Annotated in this window: 11 protein-coding genes; 8 read left to right on the top strand and 3 right to left on the bottom strand. The window is 61.6% G+C overall.

Annotation, left to right across the window (positions count from 1 at the left end):
* The first annotated feature begins 114 nt into the window (after positions 1-114).
* The 3 genes from V5N47_RS05725 to glmS all read left to right on the top strand — a co-directional run bounded on the left by V5N47_RS05725 (position 115) and on the right by glmS (position 3,984).
* On the top strand, positions 115-930 hold the full coding sequence (locus tag V5N47_RS05725; RefSeq protein ID WP_338729908.1) for an undecaprenyl-diphosphate phosphatase: 816 nt from the start codon (positions 115-117) through the stop codon (positions 928-930).
* A gap of 61 nt (positions 931-991) precedes the next feature.
* Complete coding sequence (glmU, locus tag V5N47_RS05720; protein ID WP_338729907.1) at positions 992-2,185, top strand: bifunctional sugar-1-phosphate nucleotidylyltransferase/acetyltransferase; 1,194 nt, start codon at positions 992-994, stop codon at positions 2,183-2,185.
* Entirely contained in the window at positions 2,185-3,984 is a 1,800-nt protein-coding gene (gene glmS, locus V5N47_RS05715; protein WP_338729906.1) for a glutamine--fructose-6-phosphate transaminase (isomerizing), read from the top strand. Before glmU ends, glmS begins: the two co-directional genes overlap by 1 nt.
* On the opposite strand, the gene V5N47_RS05710 is transcribed toward glmS, so the two are convergent.
* Positions 3,985-4,626, bottom strand: a complete 642-nt coding sequence (locus V5N47_RS05710; protein ID WP_338729905.1) for a hypothetical protein — start codon at positions 4,624-4,626, stop codon at positions 3,985-3,987.
* A gap of 210 nt (positions 4,627-4,836) precedes the next feature.
* Here V5N47_RS05710 and V5N47_RS05705 point away from each other — a divergent pair, with 210 nt between their 5' ends.
* Positions 4,837-4,971 (top strand): hypothetical protein, encoded by a 135-nt coding sequence (locus V5N47_RS05705; protein ID WP_338729904.1) that lies wholly within the window; start codon positions 4,837-4,839, stop codon positions 4,969-4,971.
* 8 nt (positions 4,972-4,979) lie between these two features.
* On the opposite strand, the gene V5N47_RS05700 is transcribed toward V5N47_RS05705, so the two are convergent.
* Positions 4,980-7,067, bottom strand: coding sequence for a hypothetical protein (locus tag V5N47_RS05700; protein WP_338729903.1), 2,088 nt, complete (start codon positions 7,065-7,067; stop codon positions 4,980-4,982).
* 100 nt (positions 7,068-7,167) lie between these two features.
* Positions 7,168-7,857: a hypothetical protein gene (locus V5N47_RS05695; protein WP_338729902.1), complete on the bottom strand. Its 690-nt coding sequence runs from the start codon at positions 7,855-7,857 to the stop codon at positions 7,168-7,170.
* A 151-nt stretch (positions 7,858-8,008) separates the two neighbouring features.
* Between V5N47_RS05695 and V5N47_RS05690 the strand changes: the two genes are divergently transcribed.
* The 4 genes from V5N47_RS05690 (at position 8,009) to V5N47_RS05675 (ending at position 12,123) form a co-directional block, all read left to right on the top strand.
* Entirely contained in the window at positions 8,009-9,178 is a 1,170-nt protein-coding gene (locus tag V5N47_RS05690; protein ID WP_338729900.1) for an NAD-dependent epimerase/dehydratase family protein, read from the top strand.
* Between the two features lie 3 nt (positions 9,179-9,181).
* Complete coding sequence (locus V5N47_RS05685) at positions 9,182-10,114, top strand: NAD(P)-dependent oxidoreductase (RefSeq protein ID WP_338729899.1); 933 nt, start codon at positions 9,182-9,184, stop codon at positions 10,112-10,114.
* Complete coding sequence (locus V5N47_RS05680; RefSeq protein ID WP_338729898.1) at positions 10,111-11,085, top strand: NAD(P)-dependent oxidoreductase; 975 nt, start codon at positions 10,111-10,113, stop codon at positions 11,083-11,085. Before V5N47_RS05685 ends, V5N47_RS05680 begins: the two co-directional genes overlap by 4 nt.
* An 84-nt stretch (positions 11,086-11,169) precedes the next feature.
* A complete protein-coding gene (locus tag V5N47_RS05675) occupies positions 11,170-12,123 on the top strand; it encodes a DUF4352 domain-containing protein (RefSeq protein ID WP_338729897.1) in 954 nt (317 codons plus the stop codon).
* Position 12,124: the final 1 nt, after the last annotated feature.

The following is a 12,124-nucleotide window of genomic DNA, read 5'->3' as shown; positions in this document are numbered from 1 at the left end:
CCTCCACAGTTCACTCTCACCGCTCACCTCTTCATGGAGATAGGAGAGCCGTGCTGAAAACGTCGCGCTCAGGAAATCCGAACGACCTTTGTACTCCCGCGAAACTGTCAGAATATGAATTCGTGGCTCCTCGCCCTCGTCGTCGGCATCTTACAGGGCATCTTCGAGTGGCTCCCCATCTCCAGTGAGGGGAACATCACCCTCTTTCTCACGGCGTTTCAGGGCGTCTCGCCGCAGGTTGCCGTCCAGTTCTCATTGTTCTTACACGGCGGCACGGCCGTCTCCGCGCTCGCGTACTACCGTGACGAAGTGGTCTCAGTGCTCGCCTCGCTCCCACAGTGGCGACCGCGCGAGGCCTTTGACAGCGAAACGGCAGACCTCTCGTTTCTCGCCCTCGCCACGCTCGCTTCGGGCGTGGTCGGCCTCGTCGCCTACACCGCGCTGATGGACCTCGCCTCGGCGCTCACGGGGGGTGCCTTCGTCGCGCTCATCGGTGTTTTGCTCGTCGCGACCGGCCTCGTCCTCCGAGGGGCTGACCGGCTCTCGCTCGGGACTCGTGAGGAACCGTCACTCCTCGACGCCGTGCTCGTCGGCGGTCTCCAAGGACTCGCCATCCTTCCGGGCGTCTCGCGCTCTGGAACCACCGCGAGCGCACTGCTCCTTCGCGGCCACGATGGGCCGTCTGCGCTCCGCCTTTCCTTTTTGCTCTCGATTCCAGCGGCGTTCGCCGCGGGTGCGCTCACCGTGCTCACCGAGGGTGTCCCGGCCATCGACCCTGGCCCGGCGCTGTTCGCGCTGTGTGTCGCCGCCGTCGTGGGCTACCTAACCATCGACGCGCTCATGCGCGTCGTCCACCGGGTTGCGTTCTGGGCGGTTTGCGTTGGGCTTGGCGCACTCGCCATTCTTGGCGGCGTGCTTACACTCGCCTGACCTGTCGCAATATTGTTCTTAGGACAGAACGTTCTTACTCTCTGATGTCAATGTAATGTACATGGGTGTTAGAACAGCCGTCGTGCTGGCGGCAGGGGAGGGGACTCGCTTACATCCGTTGACGCGCAACCGCCCGAAGCCGATGCTTCCGGCGGCGAACCGTCCGGTAATGGCCTACGTCTTTGATGCGCTCATCGACGCAGGCATAGAACAGATTCACGTGGTCGTCGGGTACAAACGCGACCGCGTCCAGGAGTACTTCGGCCACTCCTACCGGAACGTACCACTTTCATATCACGTCCAAGAGAAACAACTCGGCAGCGGCCACGCGCTGTTGCAAGCACAAGAGGCCGTTACGGAGTCGATGATCGTCGTAAACGGCGACCGCGCGCTCGAACCCGGCATCGTCAAAGACGTGATGGATGCCTACGAGCAGTACGGCACGCCCGCGCTCGCCGTCCTCGAACGCGACCACCCGAACCGCTACGGGACGGTCGTCTTAGACGGCGGTCGCATCCAACAGCTCGTCGAGAAGCCCGATGTGGCTATCTCACGGCTCATCAACGCCGGGGTGTACGCCTTCGACGCGTCGATTTTCGACGCCATCGACCAGACACCTCGGGAAGACGGCGAACTCGCACTTACCACGACCATCTCGCGCCTCATCGACGAGGGCACCGTGGTTCGTGGCGTACGCACTGAGGGTATGTGGGTGGACGCAACCTACCCGTGGGACATCCTTCACATGAACCGCGAGCTGCTCGCGCGTGGGCGCGTTGAGGAGCCAAGCGAAGACGGTGAGGTGTGGGTCGCAGACAGCGCGCTCGTCCACGAGGATGCGACGCTGCTCGGCCCCGTCGTCATCGGTCCTGATTGCGTCGTCGGCCCCGGGTCGGTCATCGGCCCGAACGTCGCACTCGGGCGCAACGTCACGATTGGTGCGAACGCGACCGTCGAACAGTCGGTCATCGACGCAGACACCCGGGTTGGGCCCGGGAGCGTCCTCATCGACTGCGTGACGGGCCAAGACGTCCACCTCGGCGCGAGCACCATCGTGCCCGGTGGCCCGGCGGACGTGCGCATCAACGCCCACGTGTATCAAGACCAGGAACTCGGCGCGGTGTTTGCAGACCGCGTCCGCGCAGAGGGGGCTATCAGCGTCGCACCGGGCACGCTTGTGGGTTCGGGAGCCCACCTCCACACGGGGGTCCAGATTTCGGGCTACATCGTGGAAGGGGCAGAGGTGATGAGATAATGTGTGGAATTATTGGCTGCGTTGGCCGAGAGGGGGAAACGTTAGATGTACTGATGAACGGGCTGTCGAAGCTCGAATACCGCGGCTACGACTCTGCGGGCGTCGCGCTCGTAGACGACGACATCTCCGTCGTCAAGCGCCAGGGCGAACTCGTCAACTTAGAACAGGCAGTGAAGGGCGCAGAGCTAGGCGGACGGCTCGGTATTGGTCACACTCGGTGGTCAACACACGGCCCGCCAAACGACCGCAATTCTCACCCGCACCAAGACTGCACGGGCGATGTGGCGGTGATTCACAACGGCATCATCGAGAACTACCAATTGTTGCGCGACGAACTCACCGACCAGGGCCACGAGTTCCAAAGCGACACCGACACCGAAGTGGTGTCTCACCTCATCGAGCGAAACCTCGACGCGGGCATGACCCAGAAAGAGGCGTTCTACGACGCTATCAAGACCATCGAGGGGAGCTACGCGATTCTCGCCGTGTTCGCGGGTCACGACACCATCTACGCGGCGCGCCAAGACTCGCCGCTCGTCCTCGGCATCGCAGAGGATGCCACGTATCTCGGCAGCGACGTGCCCGCGTTCCGTGATTACACGGACCAAGTGGTGTACGTAGAAGACGGTGAAATCGCCATCATCAACGAGCGCGAATGGTACGTCACCGACCACTCGGGAACGCGCCACGACAAAGAGATTCACACAATCGAGTGGAACGCAGAGGAGACGGGCAAGAGTGGCTACGACCACTTCATGATAAAGGAGATTCACGAACAGCCCCGCGCGCTGCGCCAGTGTCTCCGAGGCCGGATGAACGAACTCACCGGCTCGATCACCATCGAAGAACTCGGTGCGTTACAGCCAACGGGCGTCCAGTTCGTCGCCTGTGGAACCTCGTACCACGCCGCGATGTACGGGGCAGAGCTGTTCCGCGAAGCCGGGATTCCCGCCCAGGCGTTCCTTGCGAGCGAGTTTACCACGTCGCCACCGCCTACGGGCGACGACCTCGTCATCGGCGTCACCCAGTCCGGTGAGACCGCAGACACGCTCTCTGCGCTACGCGAGGCAAAGCGCCGCGGGGCGACGACGCTCGGCGTCACCAACGTCATCGGGAGCACGGTCTCTCGGGAGTGTGACCACGTCTTCTACATCCGCGCCGGTCCCGAAATCGGGGTCGCCGCTTCGAAGACGTTCGCCTCGCAACTCGCGGCGATGACACTGCTCGTCATGGCCACCGCGCCAGTCACGTCCTCGACCAAGCGCGACATCATTGAGGCGTTCCGTGACCTCCCAAGCGCGGTGCAGGCGATTCTCGACGAAGCGCCGCTCACCGAAGCAATTGCAGAGGAGTACTTAGACGCGGATGCGTACTTCTTCATCGGGCGGGGGCTCAACTTCCCCGTCGCGCTCGAAGGCGCGCTCAAGATGAAGGAGATCACGTACAAGCATGCAGAGGGCTTCGCGGCGGGCGAACTCAAACACGGCCCGCTCGCGCTCGTCTCCGATAAGACGCCGGTCATCGCCATCGTCACGGGCGACGACGAGATTGCGCGCAAAACCATTGGCAACGTCAAAGAAGTCGAGGCGCGCGACGCGCCGGTCATCGCCGTCACCGACGGCCAGTCCGACGTCGAACGCTACGCAGACCACGTCATTCGCATCCCCGAGAGTCACCCGCGCACCGCGCCGATTCTCGGAAACGTCCCGCTCCAGTTGCTCGCCTACTACACGGCCGCACAGCTCGGGCGGTCGATTGACAAGCCGCGCAACCTCGCAAAGAGTGTGACCGTCGAGTAGTCAGCGTCGGTCGTCGTATTCGGGCGGCTCGAACGCCGCCGCAACTGCGTTTCCGAATTTCGTCTCGCCGAGCTCACGCCACGACAGCCCCACGCGCGTCGCGGCGAGGGCAAGTCCGAGGACGATGGCGTACGCGCCCATGGCGGGCCGTGTGAGCGTCCCTGTGAGTAGCGCTGCCGCGACCAGCCCTGAGAACAAGAACACGCTCAGAAGGCCAGCGATGCGAACTGGCGCACGCGAGAGGGCGTTTGTGAGGCGTCTCGCGGCAGTGCCGATGCCGAGCGACGCGATGTGGGGTTCGGCGGCGGCAACGAATCGGTCGAGAAGGGCGATGAAAGGGCCGACTGTCCACGTTTCGCGCAGGTCGATGACGATGATTTCTGGTTCTGGCTCGGCGGTGAGCCAGCGAAAGAGAGACGACCGCCGCGTCAGCTCGCCAACGCGGGCTGTGGCGCGCCTGCCAGTGGACACGACGCGCGACTGGTGTGTTGCGTGTTCGAGGGTGTCCACTCCCTGCGCGGTGACTGACTCACCTGCCGCCGTGCGACCCACCGCGACGAACTGCCCCAGTTTCGATTCTGAAACTGCGGCTCGAAGCCGTGGAGTTGGGGAGTTTTCGTGCCGAGTCGTGTCCGAATTCATGAGTGTGTGAGCGCAGGCGAGGTGCCGAATTTCTACGCTCACGTCGTGTCTACGCGGGGAAAAGAATTTTGTTCTCGGTTACCGAACTATTTTCTTGTGTCATCTGCTAGCGCTAGCAACACCATTTATCACAAATGTTTTGTTACATTAATTTTATAGCAGATATATTAGAATAATTATATATTCTCGCCCCTCATCTGAGAGGTTGTAATGTCCGAAAGCTCACTCAAAGCATACCTCGCAGAGAACCCCCAGATGACCGGCGCGCTGTTCATGCTGATGCTCCTGCTCAGCTCCGTCGGGAATGCAGCAGCCGGCGTGGCAGGCACCGTTGGCGGCCCGTAAAAACAAAGTTACAGTTCGCTGTGCGTGATCTCGCTCGACCACCGAAGTTGTCCGTCCATTCTCACCGGGAAATCCTCCATAATGAATAGCCGCAGGAGTTCACCTGCAGAAACGGTGAACGGCTCAAGCGTCCCAGAGTTCAGGAAGTACTCGTTGTTACTCTCAAAGTACGGCACGATGAGGCTCCCCATCCCGCGTTCACAGGTCGGGTAGGTTTTCATTTCAACTTCGTACTGGTCGTCTTCGAGCGCGGTTAGCTCCCAGACCAGCGGTGTTCCGCTGTCTGCCTGTGCAACCGCGAGCCCGCCGTCGCCAATCACGGCGTACTGGCCGCCAACGATGCTCTCGCCTTTCGCCACTTCGAGCGCGGAGGAAAGCGGGAACCCACCGTTGAGCAGGCGTGCAACCGTACTTCCGATGCGAACCGCCCCGCTGTTGATGACATCAGAGAGCGTGACGATACCGCCAATCGAACCCTTCTCGATGAGCGCCATTCCTTGGTCGTAGGAGGAACAGGCGTTGAGGAAGAAGGCGTCTATGCCAACGTCATCGAGCGTGGACACGTCGAGTTTCCCGTCGACGCACTCGAAGCCTTCCGCGTCGATGTGGCCAATGTAGTGGAGGAACTCGGTCTGACTCGTGAGCACGGCCGCGAGTTCTGCGGTCGTGAGGTCGTGTTTGATGGTCACGTCGAACAGCAGGTCAGAGCGCGAGCCATAGACGCGGTCTACGATGTCGCGCTCTTCGTCCATCTGCGGGTCGTTGCAGACGACGGTGATGTCGATGTCGCCGTCGGACAGCTCGCGCGCGAGATGGTTGTGGAACGCTTGCGTCGTTGTCTTGCTCGCGCCGAGTGGCGCACCGTCGCCGACCCACGCCTGTTCGAGCGACGTGACCGCCTGTGGCTTTACGTACGACGCGGGTGCTGCAGACGCCGCAGAGGCGCTGCGCATGAAGCTGCCGTCGCGGAGGAACTCGTCTACGAGCGCCATCTGTGCGTCCGCGTGCGCAACCTGTTCTGCCTGTGGGGTTCGCACAACCGCGAGGTCATCGACGAGGAACGGCAGCGTCTCGATGCTCGTTGGCGACAGCGAGACGTGCGAGGTGAGCTTCCACTCGGGCAAGAGCGGTTCGACGGTCTCGAAGGGCACAGCGAGGTACGCTTCGAGCTGCGCGGCGAGCGACTGGTCGTAAAGTAAAGCGAAGTCGAGCGCGACGCGGTCTGCAATCTCGTGGCGCTCGTGGAGATTCAGCTTATACAACCCCTCCGTGCGCGTGATGCAGTCTAAGAAGAACACGTGCTTGAGCACGGCTTCGACCGTGTTTTCGAACTCTCTGGGCGTGTCGCCAAGCGGGAAGGTGAAGCCCTCGTCGGTGACGAGCCGCGCGTCGAAGCCGGGGACGAGGTCTGCGCCGAGGTAGTAGACGAGTGGCGCGGCACAGAAGATGTACCCCGTCTCTGGGGGCACCTCGATGGTGATGCCCGTGTCGGGGCGCACCAGATTCTCGGGAATATCGAGTTCATCGCCGAGCTCAACCAGCGGTGGGTGGCCTCTGAGCGTCGGGTACGAGCGCTCCGGCGACGTCGTCTTGAGCGCAGAGCCAAACGTCGAGACGGCCGCCATCAAATCGCGCGGGTCTTCGGTCGTCGTGACGGTTCCGGCCGGGTGCTTGTGGTGTGAGCGCGCACCGACGAGCACTTCGGTCGGTTCGTCGAACTCGACGTGAAGCTGCTGTGCGTCGCCTGCGAGGGTGAGCGGCCCGCGGGCGCGCAGATAAATTTTCATCGGCGCGCACAGCTCGAGGCTGTACTCGCCTGCCGGGAGGTCCGCGTCTGCAAAGTGTTCTGCCTCCGCGATCATCTCGCCCGCTGCGTTGCGGACGTACACCGGCACAACGGTTGGGAGCGTCAGCCGTTCGGTGACGATCGCAACTGCGCCGTCGATCGGAAAGGCGAATTTGTCAGTGTCGATACCTGTCGGTGTGACGGGCGTCTCAGAGAGCAGTGAATACCGCCGCCGTTCGATGGTATCCGTAATCTCTAGCCCGGTTCCGCCGTCTAATTCTCGATACGTAATGTACACGTGTGCGCTCACCTCGGTGATTGCCCGGCTCTCCCACACCTGACAGTCGTTGCTACCTTACTGTTGTATGAAGATAAAAATGTATCTACTAGTTTAGAAATTCTGTGTTTGGTCATTGTATGTCACCCACCGCCTCGAATGTCAACCACGCCGTTGTCACATCATCGTCGCGAAGATGCCATCGCTGTTGGAACGTGCCCGCTCGTTCCCGAAGCTCGACATGAGCGTCAAACAGCTCAGCAAAGAGCGCGACGACGTCCGTCGCATCTGTCTGTAAGTGGGCGTGGCCCAGCCCGCGCGCGTGGCGAACGCGCCAACACAGCGCGTGTAACGCCGTGAAGGTTCGCTGCTTGCCATAGCGCTCGATGAGCGGCGTGAGCGAATCGACACACACGCGCAACTCTGCGGGTGCTGCGCCCACTTCGAGCGCGCCGATGGCGTCGAACGCGGTCTCGATGAGCGCTGGCAACTCGTCGCTGGAGACATACTCGACGGTCGGGTCGCTTCCCGCCGTCGCGGTGGTGACGCTTCGCGTCATCGAGAGCTGTTCGATGATGCGCGTCTGGCGTGGGTCTGCGGTTCGCGGCACGCGCTCGCGGACGGCATCTGCGGTGGTGTCTGTGAGGACGAACAGCCGTCGTCGCGGGAGCGTGGATTCCCCGAGCATCTGGCGTGAGACGGCGCTAAACGCAGCTTTGGGCACGCTGCCAGTTACGAGAACCATGCTTCCAGCTTGTTTTAGCTGGGACAGGGCCCGCCCAAACTCCAGTACGTCCGCCTCCTCCAGCGCACCGGGGCTCATGGCTGATACCCTCTTGCAAGTAGCATAATTGTTTCTAATCTTACGATTGTCAGACAAACCAGCACCATTACGGGTCGTGTTACCAAACCGTTCTGCCGACAACGAGAAAGTATTTATTGAAAAACTCTGTTACTCAGAACTAGAGTAACTAATGCCCATTCTCGTCACTGGCGGCGACGGCTATATTGGCTGGCCAACCGCCCTCCGCATCGCAGACCGGACCGACGACCGCGTGATTCTCGTTGACAACTTCGCCCGACGTGGCTGGGTCGAAGAGGTCGGCGCGACGAGCGCGGTCCCCATCATGAGCATCGACCAACGCCTCGCGGCCGCAAAGGAGACGCTGGGGCTTTCCAACCTCTCCTTCATCGAAGGCGACCTCACCGAGAAGTCGTTCGTCGATGAACTCCTGACGGTCCACGAGCCGAGCGCCATCGTCCACACCGCGGCACAGCCCTCCGCGCCCTACTCGCAAATCAACGGCGAGCGCGCGAACTACACCCAGCACAACAACATGCAGGCCACGCGGAATCTCATCTGGGGCTTAGAGGAACACGACCTCACGGACACCCACTTCATCGAGACCACGACGACGGGCGTCTACGGCGCGCCAACCTTCCCGATTCCCGAAGGCGGTGCGACGATGGAAAACCAAGGCGAGCGCGACGAGGTGCCGTTCCCCGCCATGGCCGGCAGCTGGTATCACCTCACGAAAAGCCACGACGCGGCGAACCTCCGACTCGCAAACAAGCAGTTCGGCATCCCGATCTCCGACGTGCGCACGGCCATCACCTACGGCACGGAAACAGAAGAAACCCGCGAGGACAACCGCCTGAAGACGCGCTTTGACTTCGACTACTACTTCGGCGTCGTCTCCCACCGCTTCGCCGCACAGGCCGTCGCGGGCTACCCGCTCACGGTGTACGGCAAGGGCGAACAGCGAAAGCCGTTCATCAGCTTAGAAGACGCCGTCGAGGGCCTCGCACAGCTCGCACTCACCGACCCAGCAGAGCGTCCGGACGACCTCACCGTCTACAATCAGGTCACCCGCGCCATCAGCATCGTCGAGATGGCAAACACCATCTCCGACGTCGCCGGAGAGTTCGACTACGACGCCGCTGTCAAGCACTTCGAGAACCCACGCGACGAAGACGAGACGCACAAGATGGAGATTGCAAACGAGAAGTACATGGCGCTCATCGGCGAGCAGGCCCAGGACTTCGAGAGCGGCACCCGCGACATCCTCACTACGCTCGCGCGCTATGAGGACACCATCACCGCCTACGAAGACCGTTTCCTCCCGAGCGTCCTAGAGGACTAAGTCATGAACGTGCTCGTCACCGGCGGGTGTGGGTACATCGGGAGCGCCCTCGTTCCCCTGCTCCAGCAACACGACGAGGTCGAGAACATCGTGATTCTCGACAACTACTCGCTTGGCTCGCCGCGCAACCTCATGGGGGCAAACTTAGACGACTCCATCGACTTTCGCCGGGGCGACGTCCGCGAGTACGGCGACGTCGAGAGCGCCATGCGCGACGTGCAGACGGTGATTCACCTCGCCGCCATCACGGGTGCAGACAGCACTCACGACCGCCGCGAGGAGACCTTCGACGTAAACTTAGAAGGGACGAAGAACGTCCTCACGGCCGCGCGCAAACTCGACGTTTCGAACGTCGTGTTCGCTTCCTCGTGTAACAACTACGGCCGGGCGACGAGCATGGACCTCACCGAGGAGACGCCGACCGACCCGCTCAACCCCTACGCCGAGTCGAAACAGGCCGCAGAGGAGTTGTTGAAAGCAACCATCGACAAGTCGAGCATGCAGGGGACCGCCCTCCGGATGAGCACGAACTACGGCTACGCACCCGGCGTGCGATTCAACCTCGTCGTCAACCACTTCGTCTTCCGCGCGCTCACGCGCCGCCCGCTCACCGTCTACGGCGACGGGAGCAACTGGCGGCCGTTCATCCACGTCAAAGACGCCGCGCGCGCCTACGCCCACGCCGCGCTCAACCCCGACGACTGGGCCGAGTTCGTCTACAACGTCGGGTCGAACGACCAGAACTTCCGCATCTCGGAGATTGCACAGGTCGTGAGCGAAGCGGTGGGCGAGGTCAACATCACTTACTTAGAGGACAAACACCCCGGCCCGTCGTACCACGTCAACTTCGACCGGCTGGCGAATACCGGCTTTCAGACCGAATGGACGCTCCGCGAGGGCGTTCGCGAACTCGCAGACCACTTCAGACAATCATGAGTACGGACACACCGCGCGTCGCCATCACGGGGGCCGCGGGCTACATCGGCAGTCGCGTCATCGCAAAACTTCAGGAAGAACACCCCGACTGGGAACTCGTCGCGTTCGACAACTTCTATCTCGGGCAGGTTCGCTCGGTCGGCGACGTGGACATTTCGCACCTCGACATCCGCCAGCGCGACCGGTTAGAGGAGACCTTGGAAGGCGCGGATGTGGTCATCCACCTCGCCGCCGTGAGCGGTGTCAAAGACTGTGACCAGCACGCAGACCTCGCCTACGAGGTGAACGTTCAGGGCACGAACAACGTGGCGTGGTTCTGTAAGAAAACGGGCGCAGCGCTCGTCTTTCCGTTCAGTATGGCTGTGCTCGGTGACCCCCAAGAATTCCCAATTACGGTCGACCAACCGCGCGCGCCACTCAACTGGTACGGACGGACGAAACTGCTCGGTGAACGCGCCATCGAGACGATGGCCGAGGGAGCGTTCCCGGCCCATCTGTTCATGATTTCGAACGTGTACGGCAAACACGAACTAGAGGGCAAAACCATCTCGAAGAACACCGTCATCAACTTCTTCGTCAACCGCGCGCTCGCGGGCGAGGAACTGACGGTGTACAAACCCGGCACGCAGGCGCGCAACTACGTCCACGTAAAGGACGTTGCCAATGCGTACGTCCGCAGTGCAGAGCGTCTCGTCGACCGACTCGACGCCGACGAAACCGGCGTCGAGAAGTACGAGATTGCGAGCGACGAAGATCCGAGCGTCATGGACGTGGCCGAGTTAGTCCAACGTCACGCCGCAGCCCTGCTCGGCACCGACCTCGATATCACATTGCTCGACAACCCGCGCAGCGAGACGCTCGTCGATTCGTTCGCCGTCGATACCTCTGGAGCCCACGAGCGCCTTGGCTGGGAAGTTAGACACTCCATCGAAGAGAGCGTCCGGGGCTTATTGTCGGAAGCCGAGAACTGAACCGCCACTGCGGTCTGGTTCTCTCTGACACATCAATTTCCGCGTGTGTCTAGTATTTTAACAGCTTGCGCTGTAGGTGTCGCTATGAAGTTCCACCTGTTCACTCGGAGACGCTTTCTGAGCGCCGGCGCGGCGTCACTCCTCGCCGGGTGTGTTGGTGGTGTAGAACAGGCCACCGAGCAGACCGAAACCGCGACGCCAGTGACAGTCGCCGTTGGCGACCTCGTCGAAACCCCGTCGTTCAGTTTCGTACTGAGGGGGGTGACGAAGACGACGGCACTCACCGACGCGCAGCGAGCAAGCCGTGGCAACACGTACGTCGTTCTTCGATTCGCCGCAAAGAACACGAGCGACGAGGTCGCCCACTGGTTCCCGCGGATAGAGCCGTACATCGCCGACGGTGACGGCAATGAGTACTATCTGGCCGACACGACGACGACCCACGCCCTCCCGAAAAATCACGACCTCCTCCCGGGTGAGGTCTCGCGGGGCGACGTGGTGTACGAGGTTCCAGAAGACGCTACGAACCTCACCTACGCTCTCGATTTCACCAATCGTTCGGCGGTGGCGCTTTCAACTGTTTCAATCGACCTCGAATCGTCAGCAACGCCGGTCGCAGACTTAGAACAGACGCTTCAGACCGTTCATCCACTGGGCGAAGCGGTATCCAACAATGACGTGCGCGTGACCGTCACAGAGGTTCGTACTACGACCGAACTCGGTGGGAAACTGGTGGCGAGCGAGGGTCACGAATTCGTCCTCCCCACGCTGGAAATCACGAACGACCGAACTGATTCAATCCCCATCTCGTCGGTCTGGAACTTGCGGCTGAAAGGAGCGACTGGCTTGGTGTACACCGTAGACCTCTGGGCGTGGGAGTCGCTCAGCGAGGGCTTCGACGTGGGGAGTATCGACGCTGGCGCGACCGCACGGGGCGAACTCGCCTTTCAGCTTCCAACCGACCGCGACGCGTGCTACTTCATGTTCGACTGGTACAACCTCGAGGCAGACGACGCCAAAGCGTTCTGGGAACTCTGAA

Source organism: Haladaptatus sp. DJG-WS-42 (assembly GCF_037198285.1).
GTDB lineage: Archaea > Halobacteriota > Halobacteria > Halobacteriales > Halococcaceae > QDMS2.
Note: the sequence above shows the minus strand (reverse complement) of the source record. Positions and strands in the feature narration are given on the sequence as shown.

Excerpts from the sequence above, each read along its gene's own strand:
- V5N47_RS05725 (WP_338729908.1), top strand. The coding sequence starts at position 115 with ATGAATTCGTGGCTCCTCGCCCTCGTCGTCGGCATCTTACAGGGCATC.
- glmU (WP_338729907.1), top strand. The coding sequence starts at position 992 with ATGGGTGTTAGAACAGCCGTCGTGCTGGCGGCAGGGGAGGGGACTCGC.
- glmS (WP_338729906.1), top strand. The coding sequence starts at position 2,185 with ATGTGTGGAATTATTGGCTGCGTTGGCCGAGAGGGGGAAACGTTAGAT.
- V5N47_RS05710 (WP_338729905.1), bottom strand. The coding sequence starts at position 4,626 with ATGAATTCGGACACGACTCGGCACGAAAACTCCCCAACTCCACGGCTT.
- V5N47_RS05705 (WP_338729904.1), top strand. The coding sequence starts at position 4,837 with ATGTCCGAAAGCTCACTCAAAGCATACCTCGCAGAGAACCCCCAGATG.
- V5N47_RS05695 (WP_338729902.1), bottom strand. The coding sequence starts at position 7,857 with ATGAGCCCCGGTGCGCTGGAGGAGGCGGACGTACTGGAGTTTGGGCGG.
- V5N47_RS05690 (WP_338729900.1), top strand. The coding sequence starts at position 8,009 with ATGCCCATTCTCGTCACTGGCGGCGACGGCTATATTGGCTGGCCAACC.
- V5N47_RS05685 (WP_338729899.1), top strand. The coding sequence starts at position 9,182 with ATGAACGTGCTCGTCACCGGCGGGTGTGGGTACATCGGGAGCGCCCTC.
- V5N47_RS05680 (WP_338729898.1), top strand. The coding sequence starts at position 10,111 with ATGAGTACGGACACACCGCGCGTCGCCATCACGGGGGCCGCGGGCTAC.
- V5N47_RS05675 (WP_338729897.1), top strand. The coding sequence starts at position 11,170 with ATGAAGTTCCACCTGTTCACTCGGAGACGCTTTCTGAGCGCCGGCGCG.